Origin of the sequence: Haloactinopolyspora alba (genome assembly GCF_003014555.1) — a bacterium.
Lineage (GTDB): Bacteria > Actinomycetota > Actinomycetes > Jiangellales > Jiangellaceae > Haloactinopolyspora > Haloactinopolyspora alba.
On record NZ_PYGE01000001.1, the window covers coordinates 298,102 to 312,983 of the forward strand.

Sequence of the window (14,882 nt, forward strand, 5' to 3'; positions counted from 1 at the left end):
GTGGCAGGGCGTCCGGGGGAGGGTGCGCGTCATCCACCGGAATCGCCTGGGACGGATGTCACGCGTCGGTGTCGCCTTCACGCGGGGTCTGGCTCCTCCGCAGCAGCGACGACAGCACGATGACGCTGCGCGTGCGGGCGACGAACGGTTCGGCGGAGATCTGCGTCAGCACCCGCTCGAAGTGCTGCATGTCGCCCGCGAACACGTGCAACAGCGCGTCCGCGTCGCCGGTGACGGTGAAGGCCTCCACGACCTCGGGGTAGGTCCGTGTCCGCTCGAGGATCTCCGCGCCCGACGTGCGCCGGTTGCAGAACAGCTCGACATAGGCCTCGGTGCTCCAGCCGATCGCGGAGGGCTCGACGCGTGCGGTGAATCCGGTGACCACGCCGCGGGCTCGGAGGCGGTCGACGCGTCGCTTCACCGCCGGCGCCGACAGGTTGACCTTGGCGCCGATGGCTCCGTAGCTGGCCCGCCCGTCCACCAGCAGGGCACGGACGATCTGCTCGTCCAGAGCATCGAGGGTCACCGGAAGATTCTGTCCCTTCGCGGCACACTCACTCAACGATCCGCCGGATTCAGCGGCACTCACGGCAGCTTCGTTGCGCGCGACCGGACGGCCGGTACCGTGCCGTCATGCGCCGGATCCTGCACCTCGCGAAGCGCTCGGACTGGGAAGCCGCCCGGCTCGACGGCACGTATCGGTGGTCGACCCGCGACGCCACCGTCGCCGACACCGGGTTCGTGCACGCCTCGACGTCGGCACAACTGCCGCGCGTCGCCGCCATGGCCTACGCGGATCTGCCGTCGGCGGATCTGGTGGTCCTGGTCGTGGACCTCGACACCCTGACGTCGCAGGGCATAGAGGTCCGCTGGGAGAGCCTCGACGGCGCAGCCGAGCCGTTCCCGCACGTCTACGCCCCGCTGCCCACGTCGGCCGTCATCGCGGTGCTGGACGTCGACGACGACGGCGCGGGCGGGCACGCGATGCCCGATGTCACCGGTTTCGCCGTGGCTTGACACCGAGCACGACGGCCTGGCGTCAGTCGACGCAACAATTCGTTCGTACAACGCCTTCAGACGCAACGTTCTGCCTGTATGAGCGCAATGGAACGGTATCGATGCGCAGCCTCCCGCTGCCCTACCTTTGCTGCTGTGACCGTGTATGCAACACCACCGCTGACCAGCGGTTCCGCAGCCCCGACAGCACCCCGCTCCGCGACCGTGCGCGACTACGTCATGTGCCCGCCCGAGCACTTCGACGTGCAGTACGCGATCAACGTGTGGATGGATCCGGCGCGCCCGGTGGACCGGGACCTCGCCTACCGGCAGTGGCGCGATCTCCGCGACGTGTACGAGCGCCTCGGGCACCGCGTGCGCGTCCTCGACCCGCTCCCCGGCCTGCCCGACATGGTGTTCGCGGCGAACGGGTCGTTCGTGGTCGGTGACCACGCGCTCGGCGCGCGGTTCAGAGAGCTGGTGCGAGAGCCGGAAGCTCCGGCGCACCGGAGCTGGCTGGAGAACGCCGGCGTCACCGTGCACGCACCCACCGCCGTCAACGAGGGCGAGGGTGACTTCGCCTGGGCCGGCACCCGCATCCTCGCCGGCGCCGGGTTCCGTTCCGACCCGGCCGCGCACGCCGACCTCGAGGCGACGTTCGGCGTGCCGGTCGTGCCCCTCGAGCTCGTCGACCCGCGCTTCTACCACCTGGACACCGCACTCGCGGTGCTGGACGCGACCACGATCGCCTACTACCCGCCGGCGTTCGCGCCGCACAGCCGGGAGCTGCTCGCCGAGATGTACCCGGACGCCGTCGTCGCGACCGAGCAGGACGCGCTGGTGCTCGGCCTGAACGCGGTCAGCGACGGCCGCCACGTCGTCCTCGCCGAGCAGGCGCGCGACCTCGCCGGCGCCGTCGCCGCCGTCGGGTTCGAGCCGGTCCCGGTCGACGTGTCCGAGCTGTTGAAAGCCGGCGGTGGCGTGAAGTGCGCGACACTGGAACTGCACCGCCCGGCTCCCGCGATCATCCCCGCATCCACCACCGACGAGGAGCACCCGTGACCGTTCACACCGGCCGCACCGACGAGCTCATCACGCTGACCGAGCGCGTCACGGCGCACAACTACCATCCGCTCCCGGTCGTCGCCGCCGAAGCCGAGGGCGCCTGGGTCACCGACGTCGACGGCCGTCGCTACCTCGACTGCCTGGCGGCCTACTCGGCCCTGAACTTCGGGCACCGGCACCCGGACATCGTGGCGGCCGTACGTGAACAGCTCGACCGGCTGACGCTGACCAGCCGCGCGTTCCATCACGACCAGCTCGGCCCGTTCGCCCGCGAGCTCGGCGAGCTCGCGGGCAAGGACCTCGTGCTGCCGATGAACACCGGCGCCGAGGCCGTCGAGACCGGACTCAAGGTCGCACGGAAGTGGGGCTACGAGGTCAAGGGCGTGCCCGAGGACCGCGCGACCATCGTCGTCGCCGAGGGAAACTTCCACGGCCGCACCATCAGCGTGGTGAGCTTCTCGACCGATCCCGAGGCGCGTACCCACTTCGGTCCGTACACGCCCGGTTTCCGGGTGGTTCCGTACGGTGACGCGGCAGCCGTCGCCGACGCGATCGACGACACGACGGTCGCGGTGCTGATCGAACCGATCCAGGGCGAAGCGGGGGTCGTCGTCCCGCCGGACGGGTACCTGTCGAAGGTGCGCCAGCTCTGTGACGCCCGCAACGTGCTGTTGGTCGCCGACGAGATCCAGTCCGGGCTCGGGCGCACCGGAACGACCTTCGCCTGCGAGCACGAGAACGTCGTCCCTGATCTGTACCTGCTGGGCAAGGCGCTGGGCGGTGGCATCGTCCCGGTGTCGGCGGTGGTCGGCGACCACGCCGTGCTGGACGTCATCCACCCCGGCGAGCACGGCAGCACCTTCGGTGGCAACCCGCTGGCGTGTGCCGCCGGGCTGGCCGTGGTCGGCATGCTGGCCACCGGCACGTGGCAGCGTCGTGCCGCGGAGCTCGGCGAGCACCTGCACGCGCGGCTGCGCGAACTGGTCGGCCACGGTGTGGTCGCGGTCCGCGGCCGCGGGCTGTGGGCCGGCGTGGACATCGACCCCGATCTGATGACCGGCCGCGCGGCAAGCGAGGCGCTGCTGGACGAAGGCGTCCTGGTCAAGGACACCCACGGGTCGAGCATCCGGCTCGCACCGCCGCTGGTCGTCAGCCGGGACGAGATCGACCTCGCCGTCGACGCGCTGGCGCGGGTGCTCTCCCGGCATGCCGCCTGAGCCGTCGCCGGGCAGAGGCGTACGGTAGCCAGGTGGCCAACAAGTCCGGCTCCGACATGACCGTCCTCCGCGTCGACCCCACCGTCTGGTCGCACGCACTCGAGGCCGCCGACGGTGACGCCAGACGCATCGAGATCCGCGGCGAGTTCGACGTGGTCGTCCACAACGAACCGCTCCCGGCCGGCCAGCGGGTCAACCGTACGACGCCCTCCGGATAACGGCGTCAGCGCAGGAATTCACCGATCGTCTCGGCGGTCCGCGCGGGTTGCCCCAGCCACGGCCCGTGGCCGGTGGGCAGCACCACCAGTCGCGCACCTGGGATCAGCTCGGTCACCGTGCGCGCGACCGAAGCGTCGCCGAGCGGGTCCCGTTCACCCCACACCATCAGTGTCGGCACGACCACCCGGTGCAGCTCGTCGGGCCGCACGCGTGAACGACCCGGGATCCCGGAGGGCCACAGCAGGCCGAACGGTGAGGTCACCGCACGCAGCTCCGCCCTGCCGACGGCCGCGGTGGTCGGGTCCCGGCCCTCGGCAACCATCAGCGCGATCTGGTCCGGGTACTCGGCGAGGGTCTCCTTCTCCCGGGCCGCATGGTGCGCGAACCGCAGGGTCGACTTCGGGCTGGGTGGCACCAACCGCGGCAGCAATTCCCCCACGCCGAACGTGGCGGCCAGCCGGATCGGCAGCGCGAGGCGCGTCTTCGGCACGGCGGGTGGGCCGATCAGCACGAGGCGAGTGACGCGCTCCGGGTGAGCCAGGGCGTACCACAGCGCCCACATCGCGCCTCCGGAGTGACCCGCCAGCGCGGTGGTCTCCAGCTCGAGGGTGTCGAGCAGACGGTCGAGCCACGCGACCGTGGTCTCTCGGTAGCGACGCCGCGCGAGGTCGATCGGGTCGCTCAGCCCGTTTCCCGGCCGATCGGGGGCCAGCACGCGGACCCCGTGGAGCTCGTTCAGCAACGGCAGCATGAACCCTGCCGTGCCTGCGGTGCCGTGCAGAAGCACCAGCGGGGGCCCGGTGCCCTTCTCCAGAAGATGGACCTGCCGGCCGCTCACCTCGACATATCGGCTGTCGACCTCGGCTGCGGCCACCACCCGCTCGTAGGCCTGGTGGACCTCGGCGGAGTGGGTGTGCCGCTCGTGCTCCTGTGTCCGCCTGCTCATCCCACGCCTCCTCGGGCCACGAACTCAGTGGTCACCGACGCTATGGCGGACCGGCACCACCGTCATCGCACGCTGGTACCAACGTGGCGCACGCTCGGCGTGGTCCGTTCGTACCAGGGCTCGTCAGAGCAGGCCGTGCCGATAGGCATAGGCGGTTGCGGCCGCCCGGGAGCTGAGGCCGAGCCTGCCGAAGATGTTCTGCACGTGCCGGCGGACGGTGTGCTCGCTGATGACCAACTCGGCAGCGATCTGCTGATTCGTCATCCCGGTCGCCACCAACCCGAGCACCTCGACCTCGCGGCTGGTCAGCGAACTCCCGGTCGCCGCCGGCCGGAACAGCGCCTCCAGTCTCGCGAGGTCAGGCACGGCGGACAGCTCCTCGAACACCCGACGCGCGCCGTCGCACTCCACACTCGCACTGTCGGTGTCGCCCATCCGGAGGCAGACGACCCCGATCAACGCCCGCGCTCGCGCCGCTTCGTACGGTGCCCCGAGCTCGCACCACGATGTCCAGGACTCGCGGAGCACACTGCCTGCAGCAGTCGCGTCGCCTTCGGTCAGCAGCACCGCTCCCTGGGCGTATCCGGCCACGGCACGCAGGTACGGCGTGGCGAACGCCTCGGCTGTCGCCGCCAGCTCGTCGGCCGCTGAGCGTCCGGCCTCGACGTGGCCGCCGGCGAGCATGATCTCGACGTATGCCGACAGCACCCTGGCCCGCTCCACGGGCCCGGTGGCCTCGTCGATGACCCGGCGGATCGCCGCTTCCGCGTCACTCCCGCGTCCCTGAGCCAGCCGCAGCAACGCCAGCCCTGGCTGGGCCGCATGTCCCCAGTTGCCTGCCTCGCGGTAGGCCGCCTCAGCCTTCGTGAACTCGCCGCGTAGCCGTAACAACTCGCCCTGCTGGTACATGGCCGACCCCATGACCGGGTCGCCCGGCGGGTCGGCCAGGTGCGCACAAGCCTCCTGCACCTCGGCCATGGCGTCCGACCACTCACCGCGCAGCTGCATGATCTCCGAACGGTGCACGAGGCACTGGCCGCGATAGGGCTTGAGATCGGGCTGTTCGGCACACCAGCGACTCAGCGCTGCTGTCCATTCCTGCGCCCGGCGCAGATCGAAGATGTCCCTGCACGCGATGATCACCGCGCAGTACACGATCCCGGCTGCGAGCGGGGACACGTCGCCGGTCGTGACCGTGAGCATCGCGTCGTCGAGCAGGGCGACGCCTTCGGACGCCTGACCCATCGTCACCAAGGACTGGCCCCGGCCGAGTCGGCCGAGCGCGACGAGATCCGGGTCGCCGAACCGGTCTGCGATGTCGCTGACCGCGGCGAACAATGTGGACGCAGCGGCCGGGTCGCCACTGCCGAGGGCTTGCAGTGCCGTGGGAACCATCAGGTACCCGCGCTCGACCGAATCCGCCGGCATCTCCTCCAGGAGTCGCCGGCCACGAGCCATCCAGCCACCGCCGCGCGCATGGTGACCCCGGAGGAACAACGTCATGCCGAGCCAGAACGCGCATCGCACGGCTCGAGCGGTCTCTCCGTGCGCCACGAATACCTGATGCGCCCGTTCCCAACCGTCGGCCGCCTTCTCCATCCGGCCCGTCAGATGCGCGGCCAGTGCGAGCCGTTCGAGATCGTCGGGTCCGAGAGCTGTGTGCCGATCGGCGGCGGTCAGCTGTTCGTATGCCTCACCCCATGCCTGGTGCTCGAATGCCACGCGAGCCCGGGCACGGGCGTCGACGGTGGTCATCGGCGCTCCCCCACGGGAACCACACCGGGCCCCGTTCACACGTCGGCCGCAGCTGATGAGCTCAACGTACACCCCGCTGCGCACTGAATCTCTCGACGATCAGGTCGACGACGCGTTCGTGCGGCCCGATGGGCGGCGCCACGAGGTCCGCACCGACGCCGTCGAGCCGACGCTGGAACAGCCCCGGCGCCAGCAGGTACGACGCCACGCCGACGCTCGCCGCACCCGAGGCGCGCAGCGACGCCACCGCTTCGCCGACCGACGGAGACGCGGTCGTCACGTACCCGACGACGACCTCGCGGTCCAGCAACGCTCCGAGCCGCCGGCCGGCCGTCTCGACCTCCGCGAGCGCGTCGGCGTCCGACGACCCGGCGGCGGCCATCACGACCGCGTCCGGCAGGTCGCCGGCGGCACGAAGCCGCGCCGCGACCGCCTCGACCACGGCGTCGTCCGGTCCGAGGGCGGGCGTCACGACGGCGGTCCCGCCGGTGGCCTTGACGGCGTCCGGCACGTCCACGCGGACGTGGTAGCCGGAGGCGAGGAACATCGGCACGACGACGGCGTCCTCGCCGACCGTGGCCAGGACGTCCTCGAGCGTCGGCTCGATCACGTCGACGTAGCCGACGCGCACGTCCACGTCCGGCAGCCGTCGCCGTACATCGTCGAGCAGCTGTTCCAGCACGACCGGACCGTCCGGGTCGCGCGTCCCGTGCGCCACCGCGACCAACACACCGGCGTCCGTCACAGAGACCGCGCCTCAGCGACGACGTCGCCGACGACGATGATCGCCGGCGGTCTCACCTCGCGCGCGGCCTCGGCGACCGTCGCCAGCGTCGCGGTGACGAGCTGGGCGGACGCGCCGGCGACATCCCTGACCACCGCCACCGGCGTCTGTTCCGGACGGCCACCGCGCACCAGCCGTTCGGCGATCACCGGCAGGTGGGTCACGCCCATGAGCACGACGACCGTGCCGCCGCCGGCACCAAGGCGTTCCCAGTCGACGGTGCTGCCCGGATCGTCCGGGTGCGCGTGCCCGCTGACGAGCGTGACCTCCTGGGTGACGCCGCGCTGGGTGACCGGGATCCCGGCCAGCCCCGGCACCGCGGTGGCGCTGGTGACGCCGGGCACCAGCTCGTACGCGACGCCTGCCCGCGCGCATGCCGCGGCCTCTTCCGAGCCGCGGCCGAACACGTACGGATCGCCGCCCTTGAGCCGGACCACCCGTTTCCCGGCACGGGCACGCTCGAGCATCAGCTCCTCGATCTCTTCCTGGCTGCGCCGCTGCTTGTGCGGCGCCTTCCCGACGTCCACGATCTCGACGTCCGGGCGCAGCCCCTCCAGGAGCTCGTGCGGCGCCAGCCGGTCGACCAGCACGACGTCGGCCTGTTTCAGCAGGTCGAAGCCGCGCAGTGTCAGCAGCCCGGGATCACCCGGACCGCCGCCGACGATCGCCACGTGTCCGATCACACCGCTCATCCCCTCTCGTCACCCCGCCGTCCGCCGCTCAGGCCCCGTCCTTCTCGCCAGCCTCCGGCTCGTACGCCAGCCGGTACCCGCGCTTCACCACAGTCTGGACGACCCGTGCGCCCACGGCGCCGCGCAGCCGGGTGACCGCCATCTCGACGGCGTGCTCGTCGGAACCTCCACCGGGCAGCACGGCCAGCAGGTCGGCGCGGGACACGACGACGCCGGGGCGCCGGGCCAGCGCGGTCATCACGGCCATCGGCGCCGGCGCGAGCTCGCACACGTCACCGTCGACGACGACGGCGTGCCCGCGCAGCTGGACGTCGTGCCCGGCGGCGCGGATCGTGCGGCAGCGTGCCGGAAGTTCGCCGGCCACCTCACGCACCAGCGCACCGATGCGAGCGCGACGCGGCTGCACCGTCGTGATGCCGGCACGTTCCAGTCGCGAGGCGGTCACCTGTCCGACGCAGGCGGGCATCACGGCACCGGTGCGGAAGGCGGCGTCGACCTCGTCGGCCAGCCCGGCCCGCTCGCCCAGCTCGAGCAGGCTGGCCACGGCCGGAGCGCTGGTGAACACGACGCAGTCGACCTGGTGCGCGGCCACCGACTCGACCAGCCGGGCCAGCGGCGTGACGTCCTCGGGCAGCTCCCATCGGTAGACCGGGAGCGGCACGACCTCCGCACCGGCCGCTTCGAGCGCGTCGGTGAAGTCCGGCAACGGCTCGCCGTGCAACTGGACCGCGACCCGCCGCCCGTCGAGGTCGCGTTCCAGCAGGTACTCGAGGACCTCCGCAGACGATTCGGACTCCGGCGACCAGTGGTCGGTGAGTCCCGCGGCGCGGACGGCACCGCGGGCCTTGGGCCCACGCGCGAGCAGGGTCGCCCCGGACAACCGGTCGCGCAGGCTTTCACCGAGGTCCCATCCGTCCGCGGCCTCCATCCAGCCGCGGAAGCCGATGCCGGTGGTCGCGACGGCGATGTCCGGCGGCCGCTGGACACAGTCCCGCGTGGCCGCCAGCAGTTCGGCGTCGTCGTCCAGCGGAACGATCCGGATCGCCGGGGCCTGGACCACCCGGGCGCCACGGCGTTCGAGCAACGACCCCAGCTCCTCGCGCCGCCGCGCGGCGGTCACGGCGACCGTGAACCCCTCCAGCGGCGCGGACGCATCGGACCGGGGGCCGTCGACGGTGTCGCGCACCGCTGTCACGCGGACCCCACCTCGACGCGGCCGGCACGCACACGCACCGGATACACCGTCACCCGAACCTCCGGGTCGTCCAGGCACGCGCCGGTACGCAGGTCGAACACCTGCTTGTGCATCGGCGACGCGACCGTGGGCACGCCGTCGCGCGAGCCGACGATCCCGCGCGAGAGCACGCTCGCGGTGGAGAACGGGTCGTGGTTGGACAGCGCGTACACCGCACCGTCGTGGGTGCGGAAGACGGCCACCTGGTCCGTGCCGACCAGGGCCGGCGCCCCGGACTCGGGCACCAGGTCGTCGTAGCCGCACACCGCCGTCCAGGTGCGGGCGGGCGCGGTGACGGTTCCGGATGTCATCGGCGGACCACCTCCAGCGTCGGTCCGGCCACGGTGACCGGTGCCGCCGTGTCGTCATCGGCAGCGGTCGGGCGGATCTGCCCCCGCTCGGTGACGAATCGGATGCTCGGGTCGGGCGTACCGGGTGCGTTGACGAACGAGACGAAGCGCTTGAGCTTCTCCTCGTCGTCGAGGACAGCAGCCCATTCGTCAGTGTACGAGCCGACGTGCCGCTGCACGGCGGCATCGAGGTCGGCGCAGATCGTGAGGTCGTCGTCGACCAGGACCCGGTGCAAGTATGCCAGCCCGTCGCCGTGCTCGTCCCCCAGCGCCTCCAGCCAGGCGGCCGTGCGCTGCAGCCGGTCGGCGGTCCGGACGTAGAACATCAAAAGGCGGTCGACGAGGACAACCAGCCGATCCGTCGTGAGGTCGGAGGCGAACAGGTCGGCGTGCCGGGGCCGGAAGCCGCCGTTGCCGCCGACGTAGAGGTTCCAGCCGTTCTCGGTGGCGATGACGCCGACGTCCTTGCTGCGGGCCTCGGCGCACTCGCGGGCGCAGCCGGACACCCCGGCCTTGATCTTGTGCGGCGCGCGCAGCCCCCGGTAGCGCGTCTCCAGCATGATCGCCAGCGAGGTGGAGTCCTGCACGCCATAGCGGCACCAGGTCGACCCGACGCACGACTTCACCGTCCGCAGCGCCTTGCCGTAGGCGTGCCCGGACTCTAACCCGGCGTCGACGAGCCGGCGCCAGATCGCGGGCAGCTGCTCCACCCGCGCGCCGAACAGGTCGATGCGCTGCCCGCCGGTGATCTTGGAGTACAGCCCGAAGTCACGGGCCACCTCGCCGATCGTGATCAGCGCCTCGGGCGTCAGCTCGCCGCCGGGCACCCGGGGCACGACCGAGTACGTCCCGTTGCGCTGGATGTTGGCCAGGAACCTGTCGTTGGTGTCCTGCAACGTCGCCTGCTCGCCGTCCAGGATGTGCCCGGTGCCGAGGCTGGCCAGGATGGACGCGACGGCGGGCTTGCAGATGTCGCAGCCGCGGCCGCTGCCGTGCCGGGCGATGATCTCGCTGAACGTGCGCAGCCCGGTGGCGCGCACCACGTCGAACAGCTCCGCGCGGCTGAGCTCGAAGTGCTCACACAGCGCATTGCTCGCCGCGGCCCCGGACTGCGCCAGCAACGTCTTGATCAACGGCACGCAGCTTCCGCACGTGGTGCCGGCGCGGGTGCACCCCTTCACCGCGGCGACGTCGTGGCACGCCTCGTCGTGGATCGCCGCGCGGATCGTGCCGGCGGTGACGTTCTGGCAGGAACAGACCTGCGCGGCGTCGTCGAGCCCGGACACCTGCGGGCCCGCCGTCAGCAGCTGTTCCGGTGTGTCCGTCAGCGGCTCGCCGACCATGGTGCGCAGCGCCGCGTACGCCGACGCGTCCCCCACCAGCACCCCGCCGAGCAGCTGCGACGCGTCGTCGGTCACCACCAGCTTCTTGTACACACCGCCGACCGGGTCCGCGTAGACGACCTCCAGCGCGTCCGGCGTCGCCGCGTGCGCGTCGCCGAAGCTGGCCACGTCGACGCCGAGCAGTTTCAGCTTGGTCGACGTGTCGGACTCGCCGAAGGTCGCGCTGCCGCCCAGCAGCCGGTCGGCGACCACCTCGGCCATCTCGTACCCGGGCGCGACCAGCCCGTAGCCGGACCCGTCGACGACGGCGCACTCGCCGACCGCCCACACCGCCGGGTCGGAGGTCCGGCAGCCGGAGTCGACCGCGACGCCGCCGCGCGGACCCAGCTCCAGCCCGGCGGCCCGGGCCAGGCCGTCACGCGGGCGGATGCCGGCCGAGAACACGACCATCCCGGTGTCCAGCACGTCGCCGTCGGCGAACACCATCCGCAGGCCACCGTCGTCCAGCGGCTCGAGCCGTTCGGTCGCGGTCGCCACCCGCACGGTGAGCCCCAGGCCCTCGATCCGGCGGCGCAACACCTCGCCACCGCCCTGGTCGACCTGCGCGGGCATCAGCCGCGGCGCGAACTCCACGACGGTGGTGTCGGCCCCGAGCGAGTGCAGCGCGTTCGCGGCCTCCAACCCGAGCAGCCCGCCGCCGACCACGACACCCGAGCCGACCCGGCCCGCCCGCTCGCGGATCTTGTCCAGGTCGTCCAGTGTCCGGTAGACGAAGCAGCCGTCGGCGCCCGCACCCGGCACCGGCGGCACGAACGGCACCGACCCGGTGGCCAGGACCAGCGCGTCATAGCCGACCGTGCGCCCGGAAGCCGTCGTCACGGTGCGCGCGACACGGTCGATGTCCTGCGCCGCGTCACCGAGGTGCAGGACGCAGTGCTCGTCGTAGCACCCCTCCGGCACCAGCCCGAGCTCGTCGGCTGTCGTGCCGGTCAGGTACGACGTCAGCGCCACCCGGTCGTAGGCGGCCCGGCTCTCCTCGCCGAGGACGGTGATCCGCCACCGCCGTTCCGGGTCCCGTTCGCGGACGGCCTCGACGAGGCGCTGGCCCACCATCCCGTTGCCGACCACGACGAGGTCGCGGGCGGGTGGGACGTTCGTGTGCGGTGTCATGCGGGCACCTCCACGGTCGGGGTCGATTGGGTCGCGGCGGCGAGCACGGCGGCGACGTCGCCGCGGCAGCCGCCGCACCCGGTGGTGGCACGGGTCGTGGTGGCGACGTCCGCCACGGTGCCGGCGCCGTCCGCGGCCGCCGCGCGGATCTGCCCGCAGGACACGCCGTTGCAGCGGCACACCGTGTGCTCGTCCGGCAGCTCGGCGGGTTCGGCAGTTCCGCCGGCCCCGCCGGCCCCGGCGTCGCGGACACCGGGGAAGATCAGCGTGCGCCGGTCGGGTGGCACCGGAGACGCCCGGTCGAACAGCTGGGTGACCGTGCCGACGGTCTCCGGCCCGCCGAGCATGATCGCCCCGGTCACGCGGTCACCCCGAATGATCACCTTCTGGTACGTACCGCGCACCGGGTCGGCGAAGCGCAGCACCTCGAGCTCGTCGTCCAGGTCGTCGACGTTCGTGTCGCCCATCGCGGCCAGGTCGACGTCGGCGGCCTTGAGCCGGGTGACGATCCGCGATCCGCCGTAGCGCGCCGGACCGCCGGCGATGACGTCGGCGAGCACGGTGGCCTGCTCCCAGGCCGGGGCCACCAGCCCGTAGACCTGCCCGGCGTGCTGGGCGCACTCGCCGATCGCGTGGATGCGCGGGTCACTGGTGGCCAGCCGGTCGTCGACGACGACGGCGCGGTCGACGCCGACGCCGGCGGCCCGGGCCAGCGCGGCGTTCGGACGCACACCGCAGGCCACGACGAGCAGGTCGGCCGGTACGTCGAGGGTCCCGTCGCCGTCGTCGAGCCGGAGCACGCGGCCGTCCGGGCCGTCCTCGTATGCCAGCGCCTGGGCACCGACGCGGACGCGGACGCCCAGGGCGCGCAACGTGCGGGCCAGCACCCGCCCGGCGTCGAGGTCCAGCTGGCGCTCCATCAACCGGTCGGCCGCGTGCACGACCTCGACGTCGACGCCGCGGCCGGCCAGCCCACGTGCGGCCTCCAACCCGAGCAGCCCGCCGCCGAGCACGACGGCTCTGCGCACGCCGGCGATCCTGGCCAGGATGTCGCGGCAGTCCCGCATGGTGCGGAAGACCGCCACGTCCGGGTCCAGCTCGCCGTCGTCGCCGACGAGCCCGGGCAGCGGCGGCACCCAGGCGCGGCTACCGGTGGCGAGCACGAGGTGGTCGTAGTCGACGTGCTCTCCGGCGGTGGTGAGCACCCGCCGGCGCCGCCGGTCGATCCGCGCGACCTCCACACCGGTGCGCAGCTCCACGTCCTCCGCCGCGTACCAGGCCGACGGGACGGTCTCGGCCTGTTCCGGGGAGAGTGATCCGGCCAGCACCGACGACAGCAGCACCCGGTTGTAGGCGGCGTCGGGCTCGGCGCCCAGGACGGTGACCCGGAACCGTTGTCCGGAGTCGCGCGCACGCAGCTCCTGCACGAACCGGGCACCGGCCATGCCGTTGCCGACGACGACGATCCGGGTCATCCGTCGCTCCCGTCGTCCGCTGGTCGTCCACCGGCTTCGAGCCGGACCGCGCACACCTTGAACTCCGGCATCCGCGACACCGGATCGAGTGCAGGGTTCGTCACCCGGTTGACCGCCTGGAGACCGCCCCAGTGGAACGGCATGAACACGGTGTCGGCGCGGATCGACGTGGTGACCCGGACGGTGCCCACCGCGTCGCCGCGCCGGCTCACCACCCGCACCGTGCCGCCCTCGACGACTCCGGTGCGCTCGGCGAGATCCGGGTGCATCTCCACGTGCGGGCCGTCGGCGCTGCCGGCGAGCGACGGGACCCGCCGGGTCTGGGCGCCGCTCTGGTACTGCTGCAGGACCCGCCCGGTGGTGAGGTACAGCGGGTAGGTGTCGTCGACGTCCTCGGCCACCGGCCGGTGCTCGACCGCGACGAAGACGGCCCGCCCGTCCGGTGTCGGGAACCCGTCGGCGAACAGCCGCGGCGTCCCCGGGTGCTCCGGCGACGGGCACGGCCAGAAGACGCCGTCCTCGTCGTCGACACGCCGCCACGTGATGCCGGCGTAGTCGGCGGTGCCGCCGGCGCTGGCGCGGCGCAGCTCGTCGAAGACGGTATCCGGGTCGGCCGGGAACCGGTCGCCGTGGCCCAGCCGATCTGCCAGCACCGCTAGAATTTCCAATTCCGTGCGCACGCCCGGTGGCGGGTTGACGACTTTGCGGCGGCGGATGACGCGACCCTCGAGGTTGGTCATCGTTCCGTCCTCCTCGGCCCACTGGGTGACCGGCAGCACGACGTCGGCCAGCGCCGCCGTCTCGGACATCACCACGTCGCACACCACCAGCTGGTCGAGCGCGGCGAGACGGCGAGCCACCCGGCGCCCGCTCGGCGACGACACCGCCACGTTGGTGCCGTGCACCAACAGCGACCGCGGCCCGCCGGGTGTGCCGAGCCGCTCGATCAGCTCGTACGCGGACGGCCCACGGCCCGGCAACGTGGCCGGGTCGACACCCCACACCGCGGCGACGTGCGCGCGGGCGGCGGGATCGTCGATGCTGCGGTAGCCGGGTAGTTGGTCGGACTTCTGCCCGTGCTCACGGCCGCCCTGCCCGTTGCCCTGCCCGGTGACACATCCGAATCCGCTGCGCGGGCACCCCGGCAGCCCGAGCGCGAGTGCCAGGTTGATCAGCGCACTGACGGTGTCGGTGCCCTTGCTCTGCTGTTCGGCGCCACGGGCGGTGAGGATCACCGCGCCCCGGTGCCGGGCCGCGTCCGCCAGCGCACGCACGGTGGCCACCGCGTCGAGCGCCTCGTCCCATCCGACCGGGACGAACGGCGCGGTGCGGTCGGACGGGCGCGAGCGCAGCAGCGGCGTCGTCAACCGGTCCGGCGAGTCCAGCAGCTCGGCCGCGGTCCAGCCCTTCCGGCACAGCCCGCCCCGGTTGGTGGGGAAGTCCAGCGGCGTGACCTCCACCGGGGGCGCGGCGTCCGACGCGGTGAGCATCATGCCGCACTGCAGCGCGCAGTACGGGCAATGGGTGCCCGCGGCGCTGTCGGCGGGTGTCGGGGCCATGCCCTCCACAGTGGGCAGCCGCCGTTTCACGGCCGACTCCCCGACGTAACGTCCGCAATAATTGGCACGCACGGTCC

General features: G+C 72.5%; 14 protein-coding genes. 4 read left to right on the forward strand and 10 right to left on the reverse strand.

Features of this window, described 5'->3' with window-relative positions; all coding sequences use genetic code 11:
• Window positions 1-58 precede the first annotated feature (58 nt).
• Window positions 59-526 carry an Lrp/AsnC family transcriptional regulator gene (locus CLV30_RS01355; RefSeq protein WP_106535376.1) on the reverse strand — a complete coding sequence of 156 codons (468 nt, stop codon included), beginning with the start codon at window positions 524-526 and terminating at the stop codon, window positions 59-61.
• A 107-nt stretch (window positions 527-633) separates the two neighbouring features.
• On the opposite strand from CLV30_RS01355, the gene CLV30_RS01360 reads away from it, so the two are divergent.
• The 4 genes from CLV30_RS01360 to CLV30_RS01375 all read left to right on the forward strand — a co-directional run bounded on the left by CLV30_RS01360 (window position 634) and on the right by CLV30_RS01375 (window position 3,496).
• The gene (locus CLV30_RS01360; protein WP_106535377.1) at window positions 634-1,017 is read left to right on the forward strand and encodes a DUF952 domain-containing protein; all 384 of its coding nucleotides are present in this window, start codon (window positions 634-636) and stop codon (window positions 1,015-1,017) included.
• A 219-nt stretch (window positions 1,018-1,236) separates the two neighbouring features.
• The gene (ddaH, locus tag CLV30_RS01365; RefSeq protein ID WP_106535613.1) at window positions 1,237-2,058 is read left to right on the forward strand and encodes a dimethylargininase; all 822 of its coding nucleotides are present in this window, start codon (window positions 1,237-1,239) and stop codon (window positions 2,056-2,058) included.
• A complete protein-coding gene (gene rocD, locus CLV30_RS01370; protein WP_106535378.1) occupies window positions 2,055-3,278 on the forward strand; it encodes an ornithine--oxo-acid transaminase in 1,224 nt (407 codons plus the stop codon). Before ddaH ends, rocD begins: the two co-directional genes overlap by 4 nt.
• Window positions 3,279-3,310: 32 nt before the next feature.
• Window positions 3,311-3,496 (forward strand): hypothetical protein, encoded by a 186-nt coding sequence (locus tag CLV30_RS01375; protein WP_106535379.1) that lies wholly within the window; start codon window positions 3,311-3,313, stop codon window positions 3,494-3,496.
• Between the two features lie 5 nt (window positions 3,497-3,501).
• Here the strand turns inward: CLV30_RS01375 and CLV30_RS01380 are convergent, their stop codons facing one another.
• From CLV30_RS01380 to CLV30_RS01420, 9 genes are all read right to left on the reverse strand, one after another.
• On the reverse strand, window positions 3,502-4,443 hold the full coding sequence (locus CLV30_RS01380) for an alpha/beta fold hydrolase (protein WP_106535380.1): 942 nt from the start codon (window positions 4,441-4,443) through the stop codon (window positions 3,502-3,504).
• Between the two features lie 123 nt (window positions 4,444-4,566).
• The gene (locus CLV30_RS27130; protein WP_106535381.1) at window positions 4,567-6,198 is read right to left on the reverse strand and encodes a helix-turn-helix transcriptional regulator; all 1,632 of its coding nucleotides are present in this window, start codon (window positions 6,196-6,198) and stop codon (window positions 4,567-4,569) included.
• Window positions 6,199-6,259: 61 nt separating this feature from the next.
• The gene (locus CLV30_RS01390) at window positions 6,260-6,943 is read right to left on the reverse strand and encodes a sirohydrochlorin chelatase (protein WP_106535382.1); all 684 of its coding nucleotides are present in this window, start codon (window positions 6,941-6,943) and stop codon (window positions 6,260-6,262) included.
• Window positions 6,940-7,674 (reverse strand): uroporphyrinogen-III C-methyltransferase, encoded by a 735-nt coding sequence (gene cobA, locus CLV30_RS01395; RefSeq protein WP_106535383.1) that lies wholly within the window; start codon window positions 7,672-7,674, stop codon window positions 6,940-6,942. Before cobA ends, CLV30_RS01390 begins: the two co-directional genes overlap by 4 nt.
• 28 nt (window positions 7,675-7,702) lie before the next feature.
• Window positions 7,703-8,860: a uroporphyrinogen-III synthase gene (locus CLV30_RS01400; protein WP_205740403.1), complete on the reverse strand. Its 1,158-nt coding sequence runs from the start codon at window positions 8,858-8,860 to the stop codon at window positions 7,703-7,705.
• Window positions 8,861-8,865: 5 nt separating this feature from the next.
• Window positions 8,866-9,219, reverse strand: a complete 354-nt coding sequence (nirD, locus tag CLV30_RS01405; RefSeq protein WP_106535385.1) for a nitrite reductase small subunit NirD — start codon at window positions 9,217-9,219, stop codon at window positions 8,866-8,868.
• Window positions 9,216-11,771 carry a nitrite reductase large subunit NirB gene (gene nirB, locus CLV30_RS01410; protein ID WP_106535614.1) on the reverse strand — a complete coding sequence of 852 codons (2,556 nt, stop codon included), beginning with the start codon at window positions 11,769-11,771 and terminating at the stop codon, window positions 9,216-9,218. The genes nirD and nirB overlap by 4 nt, the downstream gene beginning before the upstream one ends.
• The gene (locus tag CLV30_RS01415; RefSeq protein ID WP_106535386.1) at window positions 11,768-13,246 is read right to left on the reverse strand and encodes an FAD-dependent oxidoreductase; all 1,479 of its coding nucleotides are present in this window, start codon (window positions 13,244-13,246) and stop codon (window positions 11,768-11,770) included. The genes nirB and CLV30_RS01415 overlap by 4 nt, the downstream gene beginning before the upstream one ends.
• The gene (locus CLV30_RS01420; RefSeq protein WP_106535387.1) at window positions 13,243-14,805 is read right to left on the reverse strand and encodes a molybdopterin oxidoreductase family protein; all 1,563 of its coding nucleotides are present in this window, start codon (window positions 14,803-14,805) and stop codon (window positions 13,243-13,245) included. Before CLV30_RS01420 ends, CLV30_RS01415 begins: the two co-directional genes overlap by 4 nt.
• Between the last annotated feature and the right edge of the window lie 77 nt (window positions 14,806-14,882).

Bases quoted from the DNA above. Each gene is read 5' to 3' on its own strand.
- CLV30_RS01360 (WP_106535377.1), top strand. From the start codon at position 634: ATGCGCCGGATCCTGCACCTCGCGAAGCGCTCGGACTGGGAAGCCGCC.
- ddaH (WP_106535613.1), top strand. From the start codon at position 1,237: ATGTGCCCGCCCGAGCACTTCGACGTGCAGTACGCGATCAACGTGTGG.
- CLV30_RS01380 (WP_106535380.1), bottom strand. From the start codon at position 4,443: ATGAGCAGGCGGACACAGGAGCACGAGCGGCACACCCACTCCGCCGAG.
- CLV30_RS27130 (WP_106535381.1), bottom strand. From the start codon at position 6,198: ATGACCACCGTCGACGCCCGTGCCCGGGCTCGCGTGGCATTCGAGCAC.
- cobA (WP_106535383.1), bottom strand. From the start codon at position 7,674: ATGAGCGGTGTGATCGGACACGTGGCGATCGTCGGCGGCGGTCCGGGT.
- nirD (WP_106535385.1), bottom strand. From the start codon at position 9,219: ATGACATCCGGAACCGTCACCGCGCCCGCCCGCACCTGGACGGCGGTG.
- nirB (WP_106535614.1), bottom strand. From the start codon at position 11,771: ATGACACCGCACACGAACGTCCCACCCGCCCGCGACCTCGTCGTGGTC.
- CLV30_RS01415 (WP_106535386.1), bottom strand. From the start codon at position 13,246: ATGACCCGGATCGTCGTCGTCGGCAACGGCATGGCCGGTGCCCGGTTC.
- CLV30_RS01420 (WP_106535387.1), bottom strand. From the start codon at position 14,805: ATGGCCCCGACACCCGCCGACAGCGCCGCGGGCACCCATTGCCCGTAC.